The organism is Pseudomonas sp. KH_046_2 (assembly GCF_057838985.1).
This window is the reverse complement of the sequence record NZ_CM174480.1, coordinates 3821111-3841010: the sequence shown is the minus strand read 5'-3', so window position 1 is coordinate 3841010 and position 19900 is coordinate 3821111. Positions and strand designations below refer to the sequence as shown.

General features: G+C 60.8%; 15 protein-coding genes. 10 read left to right on the top strand and 5 right to left on the bottom strand.

Features of this window, described 5'->3' with window-relative positions; all coding sequences use genetic code 11:
• Window positions 1-96 precede the first annotated feature (96 nt).
• The 4 genes from AC3IX1_RS17345 to AC3IX1_RS17330 all read left to right on the top strand — a co-directional run bounded on the left by AC3IX1_RS17345 (window position 97) and on the right by AC3IX1_RS17330 (window position 5841).
• Window positions 97-1542 (top strand): sensor histidine kinase, encoded by a 1446-nt coding sequence (locus tag AC3IX1_RS17345; RefSeq protein ID WP_489385121.1) that lies wholly within the window; start codon window positions 97-99, stop codon window positions 1540-1542.
• A gap of 201 nt (window positions 1543-1743) precedes the next feature.
• Complete coding sequence (locus AC3IX1_RS17340) at window positions 1744-2844, top strand: SCO family protein (protein ID WP_489385120.1); 1101 nt, start codon at window positions 1744-1746, stop codon at window positions 2842-2844.
• 101 nt (window positions 2845-2945) lie between these two features.
• Window positions 2946-4439 (top strand): sensor histidine kinase, encoded by a 1494-nt coding sequence (locus tag AC3IX1_RS17335; RefSeq protein ID WP_489385119.1) that lies wholly within the window; start codon window positions 2946-2948, stop codon window positions 4437-4439.
• Window positions 4408-5841 carry a sigma-54-dependent transcriptional regulator gene (locus tag AC3IX1_RS17330; protein WP_489385118.1) on the top strand — a complete coding sequence of 478 codons (1434 nt, stop codon included), beginning with the start codon at window positions 4408-4410 and terminating at the stop codon, window positions 5839-5841. Before AC3IX1_RS17335 ends, AC3IX1_RS17330 begins: the two co-directional genes overlap by 32 nt.
• A 3-nt stretch (window positions 5842-5844) precedes the next feature.
• On the opposite strand, the gene AC3IX1_RS17325 is transcribed toward AC3IX1_RS17330, so the two are convergent.
• The gene (locus AC3IX1_RS17325) at window positions 5845-6222 is read right to left on the bottom strand and encodes a hypothetical protein (protein ID WP_489385117.1); all 378 of its coding nucleotides are present in this window, start codon (window positions 6220-6222) and stop codon (window positions 5845-5847) included.
• 172 nt (window positions 6223-6394) lie between these two features.
• On the opposite strand from AC3IX1_RS17325, the gene AC3IX1_RS17320 reads away from it, so the two are divergent.
• Window positions 6395-7201 carry a class I SAM-dependent methyltransferase gene (locus tag AC3IX1_RS17320; protein ID WP_489385116.1) on the top strand — a complete coding sequence of 269 codons (807 nt, stop codon included), beginning with the start codon at window positions 6395-6397 and terminating at the stop codon, window positions 7199-7201.
• A gap of 151 nt (window positions 7202-7352) precedes the next feature.
• On the opposite strand, the gene AC3IX1_RS17315 is transcribed toward AC3IX1_RS17320, so the two are convergent.
• On the bottom strand, window positions 7353-8393 hold the full coding sequence (locus tag AC3IX1_RS17315; RefSeq protein WP_489385115.1) for an AraC family transcriptional regulator ligand-binding domain-containing protein: 1041 nt from the start codon (window positions 8391-8393) through the stop codon (window positions 7353-7355).
• A gap of 71 nt (window positions 8394-8464) precedes the next feature.
• Between AC3IX1_RS17315 and AC3IX1_RS17310 the strand changes: the two genes are divergently transcribed.
• On the top strand, window positions 8465-9379 hold the full coding sequence (locus AC3IX1_RS17310; protein WP_056723942.1) for a LysR family transcriptional regulator: 915 nt from the start codon (window positions 8465-8467) through the stop codon (window positions 9377-9379).
• A 136-nt stretch (window positions 9380-9515) separates the two neighbouring features.
• Here AC3IX1_RS17310 and AC3IX1_RS17305 read toward each other — a convergent pair whose 3' ends face one another.
• On the bottom strand, window positions 9516-10436 hold the full coding sequence (locus tag AC3IX1_RS17305) for a LysR family transcriptional regulator (protein WP_489385114.1): 921 nt from the start codon (window positions 10434-10436) through the stop codon (window positions 9516-9518).
• 94 nt (window positions 10437-10530) lie between these two features.
• Between AC3IX1_RS17305 and AC3IX1_RS17300 the strand changes: the two genes are divergently transcribed.
• Window positions 10531-11370 carry an AraC family transcriptional regulator gene (locus tag AC3IX1_RS17300; RefSeq protein WP_489385113.1) on the top strand — a complete coding sequence of 280 codons (840 nt, stop codon included), beginning with the start codon at window positions 10531-10533 and terminating at the stop codon, window positions 11368-11370.
• Between the two features lie 315 nt (window positions 11371-11685).
• Here AC3IX1_RS17300 and AC3IX1_RS17295 read toward each other — a convergent pair whose 3' ends face one another.
• Together AC3IX1_RS17295 and AC3IX1_RS17290 are read right to left on the bottom strand one after the other, a co-directional pair.
• Window positions 11686-12789, bottom strand: coding sequence for an IS110 family RNA-guided transposase (locus tag AC3IX1_RS17295; RefSeq protein WP_489385047.1), 1104 nt, complete (start codon window positions 12787-12789; stop codon window positions 11686-11688).
• 94 nt (window positions 12790-12883) lie between these two features.
• Entirely contained in the window at window positions 12884-14188 is a 1305-nt protein-coding gene (locus AC3IX1_RS17290; protein WP_489385112.1) for an IS4 family transposase, read from the bottom strand.
• Window positions 14189-15016: 828 nt separating this feature from the next.
• On the opposite strand from AC3IX1_RS17290, the gene AC3IX1_RS17285 reads away from it, so the two are divergent.
• The 3 genes from AC3IX1_RS17285 to AC3IX1_RS17275 all read left to right on the top strand — a co-directional run bounded on the left by AC3IX1_RS17285 (window position 15017) and on the right by AC3IX1_RS17275 (window position 19813).
• Window positions 15017-16120: an IS110 family RNA-guided transposase gene (locus tag AC3IX1_RS17285; protein WP_489385047.1), complete on the top strand. Its 1104-nt coding sequence runs from the start codon at window positions 15017-15019 to the stop codon at window positions 16118-16120.
• A gap of 517 nt (window positions 16121-16637) precedes the next feature.
• Entirely contained in the window at window positions 16638-18464 is a 1827-nt protein-coding gene (locus tag AC3IX1_RS17280; RefSeq protein ID WP_489385111.1) for a DUF1302 domain-containing protein, read from the top strand.
• A gap of 11 nt (window positions 18465-18475) precedes the next feature.
• Window positions 18476-19813: a DUF1329 domain-containing protein gene (locus AC3IX1_RS17275; protein ID WP_489385110.1), complete on the top strand. Its 1338-nt coding sequence runs from the start codon at window positions 18476-18478 to the stop codon at window positions 19811-19813.
• Window positions 19814-19900 lie beyond the last annotated feature (87 nt).

Sequence of the window (19900 nt, the reverse complement as noted above, 5' to 3'; positions counted from 1 at the left end):
GGGTCGCGGGGTGGGTGGGGTATCGCAGTCCCCAGGTTCGGGCAAACGGCCATGGCTGGGCTATAAACCTATAGGGGGTTTCCGGGAACCGTGTCCATGAACACAATCGCCAAAGTACTTGCGACCGACAGCGAAGTTCGCTTGAACACGCGCAAGGAGCCGTTCAATCTGCTGCGCTGGTTTTCACTGGTCAGCATGGTGGTGATCGGCACGGTGGCGGTGGCGCTGGGGGCGGTATCCACGCGGTTCGTGATTACCGAAAGCGTGCAGCGCGATGCGCTCTTGACCTCACAATTCATCCAGGCGATTGCCTCGGCCGAGGTGCGCCATGTGTCGATTCCCAACGTCAGGACCATGGGCGATTTGCTCGACCCACGAAAGGACAAGGACTTTCCCGACGTCGACCCGCTGTCCCGTGCCAGTGCCCGGGGTGAATTCTTTGACCATATCGCAAACTTGCCGGACGTGATCCTGGTCAACATCTACGCCCCCGACCGCATGGTGATCTGGTCGACCAACCCGGCCTTGATGGGTATCACGATCCGTGCCGATGAAGACCTCGACCGCGCATTCAACGCCAAGACTTCAGTGTCGACCAGTTTCCACGGTGCGGACAAATCCCGCATGGAGCAGAAGTTCCTGGAGCCACCCAAATACACCTTCATCGAAAACTACATTCCGCTGTTCGATGCCGATGGCAGCACCGTCACGGCGATGGTCGAGATCTACAAGGAACCGCAGGACCTGATCAACCGCATGGAGCGCGGCCTGGTGCTGATCTGGCTGGCAACCGCCCTGGGCGGCGGTCTGATTTACCTGGGGCTGTACTGGATCGTGCGGCGGGCGGCGATCCTGCTGGCGACGCAGCAGAAGCAATTGATCACCAACGAAACCTTTGTGGCTCTGGGGGAGGTGTCCTCGGCGGTCGCCCATAGTCTGCGCAATCCGTTGGCGAACATCCGGTCAAGCGCCGAGCTGGCGATAGAGTTCGACAGCGGCCCGGCACACAGGAACATCAACGACATCATAGGTCAGGTCGATCGCATGTCGAATTGGGTACGGGAGTTGCTCCAGTCCCTGCGACCGCTCAATGACGAGGCAGAACCGGTGAACCTGGTGGCGGCCCTGCATGACAGCCTGATGGCTTACGAGCATCAGATCAGCCAGGCCAGGGTCAACGTGGTGTTCGAGCCGGACCAGACGCCCATGGTGCTGAGCCAGCACGTGCAACTGACCCAGATCCTCAACAGCCTGCTTTCCAATGCGGTGGAAGCCATGGACGACGGCGGCACGCTGACCATCCGGATCGAACCGCGCGATGCCCAGCGCGTCAGCGTGAGGGTGAGCGATACCGGTAAAGGCATGAGCGAAGAACAGCGCGCCATGGCCTTCCGGCCGTTCTTTACCACCAAACAGGGCGGGCTGGGCGTCGGGCTGGTGCTGGTCAAGCGGATCATGGAGCGATTTGGCGGTGCGGTTGCCCTCGACAGCAGTGAAGGCGAGGGCACCACTGTGCGCCTGTCGTTTGTTCTGGCCCCCTGAAAACGGGGATGAACTACCCCCAACATCGGGTATCAATCCCCGGTCATCTCCCCGGTCATCGCCCATTGATTTTGATAAATCATTGTTTTGTCGAGTGTTAGTACTTTTTTTATACAAAAGCACATGATTGGCGAGGTCCTTGCAAAACCACCATTACCCCCCTTCACCACATCGAGGCGGCTGGTGATGGAAAAAAAAGAGATGCATTCACCACGCTCACGCGCCTTGGGCATGCACCTGGTGCTGATGCTGGTGACCGGTTTACTGGCCAGCCAGTTGCTGGTCGCCAGCCAGCCGACGTCGACGCCCGCACCTGCCCCGGCATCCACTGGCGAAACGGTTGTCGTTGAAGCCGTCACCCCGTGGGGTGCCGACTATTTCCCCAACACCCTGCTGACCGACCAGGACGGACAGCAGCTGCGTTTTTTCGATGACCTGATCAAAGACAAGGTGGTGGTGATCAACTTCGTCTTCACCTCGTGCAGCGACTCCTGCCCCCTGGAAACCGCGCGCCTGCGCCAGGTGCAGAAACTGCTGGGGGATCGGGTCGGCAAGGACATCTTCTTCTACTCCATCAGCATCGACCCCTTGAGTGATACCCCCGAGGTGCTCAAGGCCTATGCGCAACGCTTCCAGGTCGGGCCCGGGTGGAAATTCCTCACCGGGGAATTCGCCGACGTCACCGACCTGCGCAAAAAACTGGGGCTGTTCATCGAAGGCGTCGATAACGGGCGCAACAAGGACCACAACCTGAGCCTGATCGTCGGCAACCAGGCAACGGGCCGCTGGATGAAAGCCTCGCCGTTCGAAAATCCGTGGATTCTGGCCGACCAACTGGCCAATACCCTGCATAACTGGAAACAGCCCAGTGTGGAAGAAAGCTATGTCGATGCACCGGAAATTCGCCCGCCGAGCAATGGCGAAGAGCTGTTTCGCACCCGCTGCGCGTCTTGCCACAGCCTCGGTCCGCTGGACGGGCAGGGCATCGGCCTGCGCAGCATCGGCCCGGACCTGATCGGTGTGACCTATCAGCGCGATCCGGCCTGGCTCAAGCGCTGGATCCGCGAACCTGACCGCATGCTCGCGGAAAAGGACCCGATTGCGATGGAACTGTTCGAGCGCTACAACAGGATCACGATGCCCAACTTGCGCCTGGATGCGAAATCCGCCCAGTCCATCATCGATTTCCTGCGGGAAGAAACCGACCGTCAGCATCCGCCAGCGGCGCCATTGGCCAGTGGTAACGAGGAGCCCGAACAACATCATTCGGTCGCGCAACCCGAGACACCGCGGGTGCAATAGCGTCAAAAAAATTACGCGGGCCGGTCAAGGCTATCAATGCCACCTACACTGATCCTGAAAGCGGCTGAACAGGCTCGATTTCAAGTACCCAGGACACAGCCATGCAGATACTCGAACAACAAAAAGTAGCTGCGCCGCAGGCCCCGGCAGCACAACGCAAGGGGTGGCGGCCGCAGTTCAACTTGCTGCGCTGGTTCTCCCTGGCAAGCTTTCTGATCATCGCCGTGGTGGCGCTGGGGCTGGGTTACATCTCCACGCGCTTTGTTGTCGATGAAAGTATCGAGCGTGATTCGATGCTGACCGCGCAGTTCATCCAGTCCATTGGCGAGGCCGAAATCCGGCATGCCGGCATTGCCCCAGGGCGGACCATGGGCGAAATGCTCGACCCGCGCATGGACGATGCCTACCCCGACGTCAACTCCGTATCCCGGGCCGCCGCGCGCGTTGAGTTTCTCGACCATGTGGAGCATCTGCCGGACATCCTGCTGGCGACGGTGTACGCCCTGGACCGCACCGTGGTCTGGTCGACCAACCCCGAGTTGATCGGCGTGCGCATCGAAGACGACTTTGAGCTGGACGAATCCTTTGAAATGAAATCGCCAGTGTCCACCAACTACCACGAAATCGATGAGGAGCGCCCCGAGCAGCGCCTGTTGCGCGAACCGGAGTATTTGTTCGTCGAGAACTACATTCCGATGTTCAACGCCGACCGAAGCAAAGTGGTTGCCATGGTGGAAATCTATAAGGAGCCACTGGATCTGGTGGAGCGCATCCAGCGTGGCTTCAAGGCGATCTGGCTGGCCACGCTGATCGGCGGGGCGGCCATTTACCTGGGGCTGTTCTGGATCGTGCGACGCGCGGCGACGCTGTTGCAGAGCCAGCAGAAACAACTGATCGCCAACGAGACCTTTGTCGCCCTTGGCGAGATGTCCTCGGCGGTGGCCCACAGCTTGCGCAACCCGCTGGCCAATATCCGTTCCAGCGCCGAACTGGCCCAGGACATCGCCAGCCAGACCGCACAGAAAAACATTGGCGACATCATCAGTCAGGTCGACCGCATGTCGCGCTGGGTTCGTGAATTGCTGGTGTCGTTGCGGCCGATGAATGACGACTGTGAAACGGTCGATCTGGTGCTGGCCCTCGAAGACACCCTGAGTGCCTTTGAGTCCCTGATCAGCCGTTCGGACGTCGAAGTGCGGTTCTCCCCAGTCAGCGTGCCACCGGTCGTCAGCCAGCAGGTGCTGCTCACGCAAATACTCAATAGCCTGTTTGCCAATGCACTGGAAGCAATGCCCAAGGGTGGCGTGCTGACGATCGAGATCGATTCCTCGGTGTCCGGCGATGTGAGAATGACATTGACCGACACCGGCAAGGGCATGTCCAGACAACAGCAGCAAATGGTCTTCAAGCCGTTTTTCACCACCAAGCAAGGTGGGTTGGGCGTGGGCCTGGCCCTGGTCAAAAGAATAATGGAGCGATTTGACGGTTCGGTCGAACTGACCAGCCGGGAGCAGGAAGGAACCCGTGTTTGTCTCAATTTCAAAGTGGCAACGGGAGGGGAATATGGAGCACAGCATTCTGCTGGTCGAGGATGACGAAATCCTCGCCGAGAATATTCAGACTTACCTGGAGCGCAAGGACTTCGAGGTGACCGTCTGCCACTCGGCTGAAGATGCTCTGGAGCAATTGGGTTCTTTCGCGCCTGACGTGGTACTGACCGACAACTCGTTGCCGGGCATGAGTGGTCACGACCTGATCCAGAAGCTGCGCATCAGCGCGCCGGATCTGAAAGTGATCATGATGACCGGCTACGGCAATGTTGAAGACGCCGTGGTGGCGATGAAAGAGGGCGCCTTTCACTACGTCACCAAGCCAGTGGCCCTGCCAGAGCTCAAGCTGCTGCTGGACAAGGCCCTGGCCACCGACCGCATGGAGCGCACGTTGTCGTTTTATCAGGAGCGCGAGGCCCAGAAGTCGGGGGTGCAGGCACTGATTGGCGAGTCGGCACCGATGGCGTACCTCAAGGGCACCATCACCCAGTTGCTCGACGCCGAGCGGCGCATGGCCAACAGCGACCTGCCGCCGGTGCTGGTGGAAGGCGAGACGGGCACCGGCAAGGAACTGGTGGCCCGGGCCTTGCACTTCGACGGCCCGCGAGCCAAAGGCCCGTTCATTGAATTCAACTGTGCTTCGATCCCGTCCAATCTGGTGGAGTCGGAACTGTTCGGCCACGAGAAGGGCGCCTTCACCGACGCCAAGGATCGTCGCATGGGGCTGGTGGAAGCGGCTGATGGCGGCACGCTGTTCCTCGATGAAATCGGTGAAATGGACCTGCTGCTGCAAGCCAAGCTGCTGAAGCTGCTGGAAGACCGGACCATTCGCCGGGTCGGTTCGGTGAAGGAGCGCAAAGTCGATCTGCGGGTGATCAGCGCCACCAACTGCAATCTCGAACAGATGGTCCAGCAAGGCAAATTCCGCCGCGACCTGTTCTTCCGCCTGCGCATCATTTCCATCAAGGTGCCGCGCCTGTATGCCCGTGGCGCCGATATCCTGCTGCTGGCCCGGCACTTCCTGGCGCTGCATGGCAAACGCTACGGCAAACCGAACCTGTATTTCAGCGACCAGGCCGAAGATTTGCTGCTCAGCTACAGCTGGCCGGGCAACGTGCGCGAATTGCGCAACATGCTGGAGCAAACCGTGTTGCTGGCGCAAAGCGACACCATCGCCGCTCATCAGTTGAACGTCTGCCTGAGCCTGACGGATGAGCCACCGATGTTTCATCACGAGCCGCCACACTTCAGCGAACCGCGTCCGTCCTTCAACGGCAGCGATTCCATGAACCTGCCGGAAGTGGAGCGCGACATGGTGCGCAAGATGCTCGACAAGACTGACTGGAACGTCACCAAATCGGCACGGCTGCTGGGCCTGAGTCGTGACATGTTGCGCTACCGGATCGAAAAACTCGGCCTCGCCCGTCCTGACAAACGCCAGTGGTAAGGCTCACTGCAACACCGGTCCCTGCCTCAGACAAGACAGCATGCAGCCGGGGTTCTCGACTTCCTGGTTGACGTATACGCCACGCTCCGGATCGTAGGAGCGGATAAACACCCGAACCGTGGCGTCGGCCACTGTCGGCAAGCGTGAGTCGGAAAATACGTGTTCATTTGAAACCGGAATGAATTCCCCGGGCGCGGTCGGGATGTACGAACCCGGCGGCACGATGTTCATGGACGGTGGTACGGGGTGCGCGAAGGGCTGGTCGGCGCCGTAATAGTTGAATTCGCTGCTGTAGTTGGTGGTGGGCATGTCGTCGGCGTGGGCGACAGCGGGCGCGCCAAGGCAGAGGGCAAGCAACAGCGTCAGGTCGGTCTTTTTCATGGCAACACCTGCTGGATCGGTTTAACCACATTCCCCCCAAGGTCTTTAACTATAGCTGGCGCCGTGTACAGCCGTCAGTGCTGCGCGAATTACAAGTTCGCAACACCTGCCAGGATGAGGTTGATCTAGACTCCGGCCGGTCAAATCGACGACCCGGACCCAGGAGCGTGCAATGGAAATGCCGACAAAAGAACAAGCCATCGCCAGTAACCGCGAGGCCTGGAATGACTCCGCCCGTCACCACAAGGACTCCTGCGAATGGCAAGCCTTGTTGAGGGGCGTGGAACACGCGGATTTTTCCTGTCTGGATGACACCCTGACCGCTTTGCTGAGCCAGACAGGTGTCGACGGCAAGGACGTGGTGCAACTGGGCTGCAACAACGGTCGTGAAAGCCTGTCGCTGTTCGCCCTGGGGGCGCGCAGCGTGGTGGGCGTCGACCAGTCAGAAGCATTTCTCGGGCAGGCACGGGAACTGGCGTCCCGCTCGCCCCACGCGCCGCAATTCATCGAAGCGGACATCCACCACTTGCCGGCTGGACTGCAGGAGCGCTTTGACCTGGCGCTGATCACCATTGGCGTCTTGAACTGGATGCCGGACATCGGCGAATTCTTCCGCCATGTGGCGTGCACGCTGAAGCCGGGTGGCGCGCTGGTGGTGTACGAAACCCACCCGTTCCTGGAAATGTTCGACCCCGAGGCCGCCGATCCTTTTCGCCCGGCCAGCTCCTACTTCCGGCGCGAACCGTTCGTGCAGCACGAACCGATCGTCTACGAAGGCAAGATCGAACAGCCGGCCGCGCCGTCCTACTGGTTCGTCCACACCCTGGGCGACCTCTTCAGCGCCGCCATTGCAGCAGGGCTGCAGATCCGTCACTTCAGGGAATACCCACACTCCAACCGCGAAGAACTCTATGACCGCTATCAACAGCAGGTGGCGCAGTTGCCGTTGTGCTTTACGTGGGTGGTGGTGAAGAGCTGATGCCCTGAGCTCAACAGTGTGTTGGTCCTGCTGGCCCCATCGCGAGCAGGCTCGCTCCTACAGGTGTTCGGTGTCGTACTACGGTCTTGCATACGACAAAAATGGGGGGACGCAAAAACCAAAGGTACCGGTGGCGAACGGGCGTGGTTTTCTATTGACCTCGCCGGGTTCGCCAGGCGCCCGGCGCGCACCCCAGCCACCGCAGGCAGGCACGGTTGAAGCTTTGCACATCGCTGTAACCGAGGCGGTCGGAAATCTCCACCAGCTCCAGGTCCGTTCCCTGCAAAAAGTCTTCGGCCCGGTAGCGGCGGTACTCGTCGAGCAACTCTGAAAAACGCCAGCCCAACGCCTTCAAGCGTCGGGCGGCGGTGCGCTCGAGCAAGTGCTGGGTGGTGCAGAATTGCTGCCAGTTGGCCTCGGCGAGGTTGCTGATCAAATGGTCGCAGACTTGCTCCAGCAAGGTCGGCTCACTGTTGCGTCGGGTCTGCTCCAGCAGCTCGACCAGCGTGTGTTCCAGGTCATGATTGCCCGGCGTTAACGGGATGACGAACAGCTGTGGATCAAGGCGGATCGAGTGCTGCGCTTGCCCCCATTGCACCGGTGCGCGAAAGGCTTGTTGATGTTCCTGCGCATTGGCCGTGCAAGCACCGGCCAGCCCGACGCCCAGAATCGGATCACGCTCCAGGCCACTGGCGAGGAATTTGCGTCGCAACATGCTGCACAGGCTGATGAGGATGTAATCGGTGGTTGCTGCGTGGGTTTTCACACTGCCGCAGTCGAGCAGGTGCAATTCGACGCTGTCGTCGCCGCGCACGATCCGCGCCTGGAAGTGCCCGTTGAAAAACGGAAAGAAGCGCACGAAATACTGGCAGGCGCTGTCCAGTGAGGCGGCCACGTCGAACAGGTAGGTCAGGCCATTGGTGGCGGTGGACACGAAGCGCCGACCGGCCGCCAGGCCGATCAGCGGGTCGCCGGTCTGTTCCAGGGCAAACGCCCAGAAGCGCCGCGACATGAACAGCGGAATGCGCATGAATGGCGTGCGCAATTCGAACAGGCTGCGATGAAACAGGCCCTCGATGCTTTCGCGGGGCACACCGCGCGCCAGCAATTCTTCGATGGCCGGCAGCAGGGTCGGCGCGTAGAACGCATTGGGTATCGATTGATCGCGCAGCCGCTGATCACTTTTTGTCATGTAGGGCTCACAGCTTGTTCCGCAACACTGGTTAGGCTGCCCGACGTTAAGCGATTTGCCGGAGCAAGACCATGCTTGATTTACGCCAGCTCGATTTGAACCTGTTGCTCGCCTTCGATGCGATTTACCAGCAGCGCAGCGTCACCCGTGCGGCCGAGGTGATGTGCCTGTCGCAACCGGCCATGAGCAATGCGTTGCGGCGCCTGCGGGAATTGTGCGGCGACCCGCTGTTCATCAAGAGTCGCCTGGGGGTGACGCCGACACTGGTGGCCCATCGGCTGGCCGACTACGTGCGTGCCGCGCTCGAGTCGTTGCGCGATGGCTTGCGCATGATTCCCGCCGCGCGGCAGAGCAATCCGCTGCTGCGCATCAGTTGTCTGGACTGCCTGCAACCGGTGCTGCTCGATGCCTTGCTCGAATCGCCCCACGCCGATTGGCAGGTGCGTTATTTCCAGCCGCGGCGCCGCGATGCCTTGCAGGACCTGGCCAGCGGCAAGCTGGATATCCTGATCGACCTCGACCAGCCGCTGGCCGGGCTTGCCGGCCTGCACAAACAGGCATTGCCCGCCGACCATTACGTGTTCGCCTATGGCGCTGCGCTCAAGGAACCGCCGCGCACCCTGCAGGCGTATCTGGAGCAGCCGCAGATTCAGGTGTCGAGCCGCCGCGACGGGCTCAGCCCGGTGGACTTGCAGCTTGGCTTGAAAGGTCTGCGCCGGAATGTGGCAATGAGCACCCAAAGCACCCTGGCCGCGAAGCTTATCGCCGATCGCCAGCCGTTCGGCATCAGCCTGCCAAGCCGGGTCGCCAACGTTCTGGGCCTGCAGCACGTGCCGCTGCCCCTGGACGAACCGGTGGAGTTGAAACTGGCGCTGTACATCGAGTCGCGCTATCGCTTCGAGCGCAGCCGCGAGGAGGCGATGCACTGCCTGCTGCGCGCCCTCGGTGAGCCCCGGGCATTGCAGGCGCTGGCGCGGCGTGCGTGACTTCAAAGCTGCGACGAACCCTGTGGGAGCGAGCCTGCTCGCGAAAGCGGAGTGTCATTCAATAGTGATGGCGACTGACACGACGCCTTCGCGAGCAGGCTCGCTCCCACAAGGATTGCGGCGTTGCAGGCAGGCCTTAGTTCGACGCCAACAAGCGCCGGTCAACCGACAGCACCGCATCGACCATCGCCAGCGCGGCCGGTGTCAGGGAATGCCCGGCGCGGCTGACGATGCCGTAGTGCAATTGCAGGCCGGGGTCTTCCTTGGGCACGTCGGTAAATTCCAGCAGGCGAATCAGGCCCTGGTCCACCAGTTCGGCCAAGGCTTCCACGGTGGCGATGCCTACCGCGTCGGAACGCATCACCACGCGGCGGATGGCGTCGAATTGCGCGCATTCCACGCTCGGGTTGAAGTCCGCCTCGCCCTGCACGTCGGCGAGGATCTTGCGGATCATCGGCGGTATTCGCGTGCCGACCACCGCGTAGTCGAGCAGGGCGCGCAGGGGCAGGTTCTGTTGCTGCACCAAGGGATGACCGACACGGCAAAAGAATCGCCCGCGTCGAGGGCGCAACAGTTGTACCTGGTATTGCGGGTCGCCAGTGAAGTACCGCGCGTCGGCCACGAGGAATTCGATCTGTTGCTCACGAAGCCAGACCGCCAGTTGCTCCCAGTCGCCCTGGTGGAAACTGATGCGGATCGCCGGGTGGGCCTGGATGAATTGCGCCAGCGCCTCGGGCACCAGCACCTGGGCCGGATACGGGCCGCAGCCGAAGTGCAACTCGCCACCGGTCAGGCCGTTGTATTGCGTCAGTTCGTTGTGCAGGGCCTGGCTGCCGGCGAGCAGGCGCCGGGCATGTTGCAGCACCAGTTCACCCTGGCCAGTCAGGCGGAATTCGCGGCTGCTGCGTTCCACCAGCGCGCAGTCGAGGTCGCGCTCCAGGGTCTGGATGCTGCGACTGAAGGCGGGTTGGCTGAGGTTGATCGCCTCGGCGGCCCGGCCGAAGTTGCGGTAATCGGCCAGGGCGACAAGGTGGCGGAGTTGTCGTAGGTCCATCATGCGTCTCCTGCATTCGGCGGATACTTTTAATGCATTGGATCGATAGCACAGAGGCTGGCATAAGTACACGCCTGTCTTCTCGCCGTAACTTGCCATGACCAGCCAACCGTTCATTTCCAGCGCCTTCACCCGCACCATCCTCAGCCATGCCCGGCAGTCCGGCCTGTGCCAGGACCAACTGCTGGAACGGGCCGGCATCTGCCTGTCGTTGCTCGAAGGGCAGGACCTGCATGTGCCCGTGCACCTGGTCGAACGCCTGTGGAGTGAATGCGAGCGTGCGGGCGCGGGGGTGTCGTTTGGCTGCGATCTGGTCAACGGCATGGCAACCACTACGTTGCGGGGGTTGAACATTCTGCTGGACTCCGCCGCCACACTGCGCGGGAGCCTGGCGTGTTTCACTGAATTCCTGCCACGGGTGACCAACTACGTAGTGGCGGAACTGGAGGAGAGTGACGGGCAGGCCCGCTTGCACTTGCGCAGCGTTGACCTGCAGCCGCATTTTTTCGGCCTCGATGCGGCGACCCTGACGTTGGTGCGCAACATCGCCCGACGTTTGGGGCGAGCGCCGGCCGAGGTGTTCGTCGCGGTACACCTGACGCCGCAACAGGCTGCGGGGCGGTGGTTGCGTAGCGCTGGTGTCGAGGTGCTGGAGGGTTCACATCCGTGTCTGAGCCTGCCGGCGACCAGTCTCGATGAGCCTCTGCTTGGGGCCAATGGGTTTTTGCATCAGAGCATGTTGCGGCACTGGCAGACTGCCGTGGCGCAACATATTCGCAGTGACAGCCTGGAGATGGCGCGGCATTGGTTGACGGCGGGGGATCAGCCGATCGAGCGGATTGCCGAGCGGTTGGGGTATCGGCAGCCGAGTAATTTTATTCGGGCGTTTCGCAAGCAGTTCGGGATTACGCCCAAGCAGTTTCGCCTTGGTTTGTAGGGTGATGGAGTTGGTGTACATATCCATTCCTGCGGTAACGGCCGCTTATGGTTTCGCCCTTATGTATGGACTCGCCCCTACGGTCTACCTGCTTTTCAAACACTGCTACCCGGTTGCATCTATGTATAAGGCCTGTTCGAGGAAGCTGTCTTCGGCTTCTGGCCAACATTGGTTGAGCTCGCGGCATGCCGATTACGTTCAGGCCTCGAAGGCCGGTAAGGGCGCAGGCATCGATCCGCGACGGTCTGACCTGGGGTCAATGTTTTCTAGCAGGGGCTGGAGCGCCTTGGCGCCCCGGAGGCAGAACGCTGTCGATCAGTAACTTGGCGCAGCTGGCCGGCCATTGGCCGGTTGGCTGCGGTAAGTCTGGTCATTTTGTAGCAGCACCCAAACGATTCGAAGGTTGCGGTTCGCCAACCGTATCGCCGCTTCCTTGCGTCCCAGTCGACCCAGCCAACGTTGCAACCGACGATCGTCGGGCTGCTCTGAATCAGGGCGCAAATGCCTCAATACCGCGTGAGCCCCTTGAACCATCAGGCTGCGCACATAGCTGTCGCCTCGTTTGCTCATCCTGCCCAGGCGAATCTTCTGCCCACTGCTGTTCTGCTCAGGCACCATGCCAAAGTAGGCCGCGAACTGGCGTGCATTGGCAAAACGTTCAGGTTCGGTCTCCTTGGCCAAAAGCGCTGTGGCGATGATCGGGCCGATACCGCGCACGGTCATCAGTCGCCGGGCTGTTTTATCCTCGTTCGCGGCGCTCTCCAGGCGACCGGTCAGCACGTTGATCCGTTCGCCTAACTGACGCCACTCGCCCAGCAGCTCGTCTATCAGCTCACGCAATATGTCTGGCAATGGTTGTGTCGCGTCTTCCAGCACCCGAGGCAGGGTCTGACTGATAGCGACATCACCTTGTGCCAGGGTTATACCGTGTTCCATCAGCAAGCCCCGCATCTGGTTACTCATGGCTGTGCGCCGACGGACATAACCCTGCCGGGCACGGTGCAAGGCCTGCATGGCCAGTGCTGTGGCACTTTTGATGGGGACCGCCGCAATTTTGCTGTCGCGCCCCGCACGCAATATGGCCCGGGCATCATTACGATCATTTTTGGCGCCGCTGCGGTGCTTGGCCACAAGTTGCGCCGGAAGAATTCGCGCCAGATTGCCCTGAGCCTGTAGCTGCCGCGCCCATGCTTGAGCGCCTGGGCCCGTTTCTACCAGCACCACTACGGTTGGCGGCAGTTTGCGCAGGAAGGTATGAAAGGCTTCACGCGACTTGATTCGCTCTTCGTAAAGCACTTGGCCAAGGGCATCTTCCCCCGCGACCTGGAATATCTGCTTGGCAAGATCGACTGCCACTGTCGTGCATGTCGATAGATCGGTTGGAGACAGGGACTGTTTAACCGTCGTATTCTTTTTCATGGATTCGCCCTCGCTGTCGGTGGCTTCTTAGACTGCCCCCGTGGCGCATTGACGCCTCGGCGCGGGCGAGTCCATCCAATTACGGCCAGCCCTTTCAAGGTGTTTTCCCTTTATGGGCCTTAAGCCCCCGATCGGTCGACACATGAGCATGCGCAGCTTTGCCGTCCAGCCACTCCTTGGGTTTGGCGATTTTGGGACCGCGTATGCTTTTGGCCACTTGCTTGGGCTTGATATTCCTGGCCAGCGCCAACAGTCGCATTGCCAGCGTTTCCAGGGTCGTTTGAAGGGGCAGGTAATCTGAGGGTAACGCGATCTGCATGCCCTCGTAACCGCTACGCACTTGCACGGTCAGATGGAAGATCGAAGCCTCCCAACCTTCAGGCAATGTCTCGCGATGAGCCTGTTCCACGCTACGTTTGAGCACTGCCAGGACGTTGTAGGCCAAGATCGCCGAAGCAAAACCCAGCAAGGCCGCCCGGGGAGCGCCAAGGCTTTCGATTTCACTGTCCAGCACCGATTCCAGGCGTTGGAACATCCCTTCGATACTCCAGCGACGACGATATAAATCGGCGATTTGCACGGCGCTGATGGTGTCGGGCAAGTTGCTCCAGAACCACATCACGCAGTCGCCTGATTCGGTAGGTGTTTGCAGGGTCAGTTCAACTCGGCGCCAGCGATGACCACCTTTGAGTTCGATGATTTGCTCGCGCACCGTGCCGGATTCAACCGCCACAGGTTCTTGCCAGCTGCCTTCCTCCATCAACCGTGGATGTTTGCTTGGCTGGCGAATAATGAACGAAGCCTGCGTTTCCTCGCAGGCTTGCATGACGGGCAGCGTGCAATACAGCCGATCGGCCATCCACAGCTGACCCTTAGTAGCGCGGGCCAACAACGGCAGCACGCTGACGCGTTCACTCGCGTAGGCATCCTCGCAAGGTTGCAAGTCGACGATCTGATCCAGGTCCGGGTCGTAGACCACGACTGAAAACCCTGGCCGGGCCGCACCTCGTTCCCGGCGCAAAGCCCCCAAGCGTTTTTCGGTAGAAGGCAGGTGGTTACCGTCGACAATGCGCAATTGCCAGCCAGGCAAAATGGCGGGACAACCCAACTCCTCTATCGTCGGGGTCAGGCGCTCAGCGCTCCCTGTGACCAACGCCCGCAGCAATGCAGGCTCTGTGCGACTGACCTTGTCATAGAGCGCCGCCAAGGTAACCGGTAGGTCATCCATCTGGCGGGCAGCGGCATGCAAGGAAGGGCGCAAACCCAATGAAACAAGGGACATCAGTTCAACGATGGTCGAAAGCAAAAGCTCACGCGGGTATTGGCGTTGACGGTGTTCTTCGAACACCTGATCAACCCATTCGGCAGGAACAGCCTGCTCCAGTATCAACTTGGTCATGACACTGGCCGGTGTCTTTTTTTCAAACCGTGCTAGAACTTCTGCCCACATCGTTTTCGTCACCCTGACTGGAGTTTTGGGGGAGTTTAAACGAAGACCTTGAAAGGGCTGGCCCTTACGGCGACTCACTTTTTTACAAGCGCCTAAAAAAGTAAGCAAAAAACGCTCGCCCCGAACGTACGGCCCTCGCTAAGGCTCGGCGTTCCTTCGCTCCGGTATTCATCCGGGGGCATTGCCCTCCGGTCGGCTTCGCTTCGACCTACATGCAATGAGTTCGACTGCGTCGAACGGCGCTGCGCGCCCATCCCCGGATGAACACCTCCACTCAGCCTCCCGAGGGGGCGGGTGGATCAAGATCAAAAGCTGCAGGCGAGCTAACGCTCGGCCTGATGAGTGGTGAGAAGCGTGGGTGTACGCCGATCAACTGTAGGAGCTGGCTTACCAGCGAAGGCGGCCTGACAGCCTACCAGGTAGCTCACAGACGAACGAAACCCGCGAACAGGCCGGCCGGTAGGCCGCCTCGGGTGCTGTTGCGGTGTACGCCCCCTCGTGAGGCCGAGCGCAGGTTCTGCGTAGTGGGCAACCCGGCATGGATGCCGGGTTAGCCGCCCCCGGCCATGGATGGCCGATGGCGGCGGGCCCACGGAGCAGGACCGGAGCGAGGGCATGCCGAGCCTAGGCGAGGCACCGAATGTAAGGGGCAAAGCGCTTTGGTTACTTTCGCGCTCTTCGAAAGTGCCCCGCCGTAATTGGATGGACTCGCCCGCGCCGAGGCGTCAATGCGCCACGGGGGCAGTCTAAGAAGCCACCGACAGCGAGGGCGAATCCATGAAAAAGAATACGACGGTTAAACAGTCCCTGTCTCCAACCGATCTATCGACATGCACGACAGTGGCAGTCGATCTTGCCAAGCAGATATTCCAGGTCGCGGGGGAAGATGCCCTTGGCCAAGTGCTTTACGAAGAGCGAATCAAGTCGCGTGAAGCCTTTCATACCTTCCTGCGCAAACTGCCGCCAACCGTAGTGGTGCTGGTAGAAACGGGCCCAGGCGCTCAAGCATGGGCGCGGCAGCTACAGGCTCAGGGCAATCTGGCGCGAATTCTTCCGGCGCAACTTGTGGCCAAGCACCGCAGCGGCGCCAAAAATGATCGTAATGATGCCCGGGCCATATTGCGTGCGGGGCGCGACAGCAAAATTGCGGCGGTCCCCATCAAAAGTGCCACAGCACTGGCCATGCAGGCCTTGCACCGTGCCCGGCAGGGTTATGTCCGTCGGCGCACAGCCATGAGTAACCAGATGCGGGGCTTGCTGATGGAACACGGTATAACCCTGGCACAAGGTGATGTCGCTATCAGTCAGACCCTGCCTCGGGTGCTGGAAGACGCGACACAACCATTGCCAGACATATTGCGTGAGCTGATAGACGAGCTGCTGGGCGAGTGGCGTCAGTTAGGCGAACGGATCAACGTGCTGACCGGTCGCCTGGAGAGCGCCGCGAACGAGGATAAAACAGCCCGGCGACTGATGACCGTGCGCGGTATCGGCCCGATCATCGCCACAGCGCTTTTGGCCAAGGAGACCGAACCTGAACGTTTTGCCAATGCACGCCAGTTCGCGGCCTACTTTGGCATGGTGCCTGAGCAGAACAGCAGTGGGCAGAAGATTCGCCTGGGCAGGATGAGCAAACGAGGCGACAGCTATGTGCGCAGCCTGATGGTTCAAGGGGCTCACGCGGTATTGAGGCATTTGCGCCCTGATTCAGAGCAGCCCGACGATCGTCGGTTGCAACGTTGGCTGGGTCGACTGGGACGCAAGGAAGCGGCGATACGGTTGGCGAACCGCAACCTTCGAATCGTTTGGGTGCTGCTACAAAATGACCAGACTTACCGCAGCCAACCGGCCAATGGCCGGCCAGCTGCGCCAAGTTACTGATCGACAGCGTTCTGCCTCCGGGGCGCCAAGGCGCTCCAGCCCCTGCTAGAAAACATTGACCCCAGGTCAGACCGTCGCGGATCGATGCCTGCGCCCTTACCGGCCTTCGAGGCCTGAACGTAATCGGCATGCCGCGAGCTCAACCAATGTTGGCCAGAAGCCGAAGACAGCTTCCTCGAACAGGCCTTATACATAGATGCAACCGGGTAGCAGTGTTTGAAAAGCAGGTAGACCGTAGGGGCGAGTCCATACATAAGGGCGGAACCATAAGCCGCCGTTACCGCAGCAACGGATATGTACACCCACAAAACACTCATCGCCTGACACAAAGCCATCGCGAGCAGGCTCGCTCCCACAGGTAACCGTATCCGCAGAAACGGATATGTACACCTTCAAAACAAATACCGCCTGCCACGCAGCCATCCCGATGATTATTTTTTGTCGGCCATCGCTTGCGTGTCCCGCCCGATAGTTGGGCACCGTGTCCGGGCTGAGCAAACCTGACCGGAGCCCAATAATGATAAAAAAACGCTCGGCCACAGCCGGAGTCCGCCAACGACTTCACCGGCTTGGCCATACCCGCCCGCAACCCCTTGCGCTGGCGATTCTTGCCCTACTGACGGGGCCAACCTACGCCACCACATTCGACCTCAACGAAGACTGGAGCCTGTCGACCAAGACCAGCCTGAGCCTGGGCAGCAGCTGGTCGACGCAAAACCCCGACAAAAGCCTGATGACCCGCGCCAACGCCTTGCAGGCCCAGGGCGTGAATGCCAATGGCACCAGCGTCAGCGCCGACGACAACCGGCTGAACTTCGAGAAGGGCGACCCCATCTCGCAACTCTTCAAGGGCCTCACCGATGTCAGTCTCGATGGCCAGGGCCAGGGCGCATTCATTCGCTTCAAGTACTGGTACGACCATGCCTATGAAACCGGCAATGGCCGCTTCAAGGATTTCGATGATTCGGGCTGGGACGACCTGTCAAAATTCAAGGGCTTCGAAGTGCTCGACGCCTACGTCTGGAAAGACTTCCAGGTGGCCGGGCATCCGCTGAGCGTGAAGGTCGGCAACCAGGTGTTGTCCTGGGGCGAAGCGCTGCTGATCCAGAACGGTATCAACGTGATCAACCCGCTGGACATCTCGGCGTTCAACCGTCCCGGCGTGGAAATCAAGGAAGGCCAGTTGCCGGTGGAGATGGTCTCCTTCAGCTTCGGCCTGACCGACACCACCAACCTCGAAGGTTTCTACCAGTACAACTGGCGCCCCAGCGTACTTGACGGTTGCGGCACTTTCTTCGCCAGCAGCGATGTGATCCAGCCGGGTTGCGGACCGCTGTACCTGAGCCAGATACAGACCGATCAACAGATGCAGGCCGCCGGTTTGTTCGCCACGTCCCGGGGCAACGAGTCGCCGTCCGACAACGGCCAGTTCGGTTTCGCCCTGCGCCAGATGATCCCGGCGCTCAACGATGCGGAAGCGGCGATCTACTACATCAACTATCACTCGCGGTTGCCGTATTTCACCATTAACGCCAGGAACACCGCCTTGCCCGGCACCTTCCCCGGTGGCATCCAGGGGCCGAGCTATGCGGCGGCTTTCCCGGAAAACATTCGCCTGTACGGTATCAGCCTCAACGGCGTCGAGCCTGTCACCGGGATTTCCCTGGCCGGTGAACTGAGCTACCGGCCGAACATGCCGATCGCGATCAACGCGCCCGACGTCAACGTCGCCGTGATTTCCGGACCGGGGGGCAGCTCCTGGGTGCAGCTGCCGCCCGGTTTCAGCACCACCAATGGCAGCCAGTTCGATGCGTGGGAACGCAAGGGGGTCTGGCAACTGACCGGTTCGGCCACCCAGGCCATCGACAACGTGCTGGGTGCCACGCGCCTGAGTCTGTTCGGTGAAGCCGGGGTCGTGCACATCGACGATCTGGGGGACGAGCGCCTGGGCCGTAACGCTGCGTTCGGCCGCAGCGCCCCGCGCAACGGCACGCCGTGCAACACGGTGGCGTCCGGTGTGACCAACCAATACTGCACCGACAAGGGCTTTGCCACCGATTGGTCGTGGGGTTATCGCCTGCGCGCCAGCCTCGAATACAGCGATGTGTTGCCTGGTATCAACCTGATTCCGGCCGTCAACTGGCGGCATGACATCTCGGGCTATTCCTACGATCCGCAAGGGCCGTTCCAGGAAGGGCAGCAGGCGCTGGGCGTGAGCCTGACCGGCGTCTACATGAACGATTACAGCGTGGAACTGGCCTACAACACGTTCTTCGGTTCCAACGACTACAGCACCCTCGACGACCGCGATTTCGCATCCGTCAGCTTCAAGGCAGACTTCTAAGGAGAACCGTTATGCGTATGCAATTGTGCGTGCTGGCCCTGGCCTGCACCGTTGGCCTGGCTCAGGCCAAAGGCACCGATTCGGCGGCGCTGGGCAAGTCCCTGACCCCCATGGGCTCGGAAATGGCAGCCAGTGCCGACGGCAGCATTCCGGCCTGGACCGGAGGGCTTGCCGTCAACGCCGGCACCGTCGACAGCAAGGGCGGCTACAGCGATCCGTATGCCGCCGAGAAACCCTTGTTCACCGTCACGGCGAAGAACGTGGCGCAGTACGAGAAGTTTCTCAGCCCCGGGCAAATTGCGTTGTTCAAGCGTTTTCCCGACACCTACAAGATGAACATCTACCCGAGCCATCGCAGCGCCAACCTGCCCAAGGAGGTACTGGTGGCCAGTCGTGAGAACGTCGCCAAGACCAGCATGGCCGACGGCGGCAACGGCTTGCATGACTACGCCAGGGGCATTCCGTTTCCGTTGCCCACCGAAGGCCTGGAGGTGATGTGGAACCACATGACCCGTTATCGCGGCGGCAGCTACGAGCGCATCAGCAGCGCCGCGCTGGTGCGTGAAAACGGCGCCACCAGTTACGTGCGCAACCAGTCGCTGATCAACTTCGCCGACACCGTGGGCGGACTGGAGCCGGGCTCGAACATCCTGTTCATGTTCAAGAGCCGGGTGCTGGAACCGGCGCGTCTGTCCGGCGAGGCGGTGCTGGTGCACGAGCCGATCGATCAGGTCGCCGAGCCGCGCTCGGCCTGGCAATACCTGCCGGGGCAGCGTCGCGTGCGTCGTGCGCCGATGATCGCCTACGACAACAGCGCCCGTTACAGCAACGGCTTGATCACCGCCGACAACATCGACGGCTACAACGGCGCGCCGGACCGTTTCGACTGGAAGCTGGTGGGCAAGCAAGAGCTGTTCATTCCTTACAACAGCTACAAGATCGGCAGCCGCGACCTCAAGTACGACGCGGTGATCAAGCCCAACCACGTCAATCAGGACCTGGCCCGCTACGAGAAGCACCGCGTGTGGGTGGTGGAAGCAACCCTCAAGCCGGGCGCCCGGCACATTTATGCCAAGCGCCGGTTCTATGTCGATGAAGACAGCTGGCAAATCGCCCAGTCGGACCAGCACGACAGCCGCGGAGAACTGTGGCGCAGCGGTGAACTGCACGCGATCCAGCAGTACGACCACGGCTTCACCTACAACGTGCTGGAAACCTCCTATGACCTGATCTCCGGACGCTACTACGCCGGCGGCCTGGCCAACGAAGAGACCGAGCCGATGCGCGTGGGCTTCGCCGCCAAGACCGACGACTACACCCCGTCGGACCTGCGGCGCTGGGCCAAGTAAATCGTATTGCAGCATCACCGAAAGTCCCTGTGGGAGCGGGCTTGCCCGCGAAGGCGGTGTGTCAGACAACATCAATGTTGGATGTAC

Excerpts from the sequence above, each read along its gene's own strand:
- AC3IX1_RS17345 (WP_489385121.1), top strand. The coding sequence starts at position 97 with ATGAACACAATCGCCAAAGTACTTGCGACCGACAGCGAAGTTCGCTTG.
- AC3IX1_RS17340 (WP_489385120.1), top strand. The coding sequence starts at position 1,744 with ATGCATTCACCACGCTCACGCGCCTTGGGCATGCACCTGGTGCTGATG.
- AC3IX1_RS17335 (WP_489385119.1), top strand. The coding sequence starts at position 2,946 with ATGCAGATACTCGAACAACAAAAAGTAGCTGCGCCGCAGGCCCCGGCA.
- AC3IX1_RS17330 (WP_489385118.1), top strand. The coding sequence starts at position 4,408 with ATGGAGCACAGCATTCTGCTGGTCGAGGATGACGAAATCCTCGCCGAG.
- AC3IX1_RS17325 (WP_489385117.1), bottom strand. The coding sequence starts at position 6,222 with ATGAAAAAGACCGACCTGACGCTGTTGCTTGCCCTCTGCCTTGGCGCG.
- AC3IX1_RS17320 (WP_489385116.1), top strand. The coding sequence starts at position 6,395 with ATGGAAATGCCGACAAAAGAACAAGCCATCGCCAGTAACCGCGAGGCC.
- AC3IX1_RS17315 (WP_489385115.1), bottom strand. The coding sequence starts at position 8,393 with ATGACAAAAAGTGATCAGCGGCTGCGCGATCAATCGATACCCAATGCG.
- AC3IX1_RS17310 (WP_056723942.1), top strand. The coding sequence starts at position 8,465 with ATGCTTGATTTACGCCAGCTCGATTTGAACCTGTTGCTCGCCTTCGAT.
- AC3IX1_RS17305 (WP_489385114.1), bottom strand. The coding sequence starts at position 10,436 with ATGATGGACCTACGACAACTCCGCCACCTTGTCGCCCTGGCCGATTAC.
- AC3IX1_RS17300 (WP_489385113.1), top strand. The coding sequence starts at position 10,531 with ATGACCAGCCAACCGTTCATTTCCAGCGCCTTCACCCGCACCATCCTC.
- AC3IX1_RS17295 (WP_489385047.1), bottom strand. The coding sequence starts at position 12,789 with ATGAAAAAGAATACGACGGTTAAACAGTCCCTGTCTCCAACCGATCTA.
- AC3IX1_RS17290 (WP_489385112.1), bottom strand. The coding sequence starts at position 14,188 with ATGACCAAGTTGATACTGGAGCAGGCTGTTCCTGCCGAATGGGTTGAT.
- AC3IX1_RS17285 (WP_489385047.1), top strand. The coding sequence starts at position 15,017 with ATGAAAAAGAATACGACGGTTAAACAGTCCCTGTCTCCAACCGATCTA.
- AC3IX1_RS17280 (WP_489385111.1), top strand. The coding sequence starts at position 16,638 with ATGATAAAAAAACGCTCGGCCACAGCCGGAGTCCGCCAACGACTTCAC.
- AC3IX1_RS17275 (WP_489385110.1), top strand. The coding sequence starts at position 18,476 with ATGCGTATGCAATTGTGCGTGCTGGCCCTGGCCTGCACCGTTGGCCTG.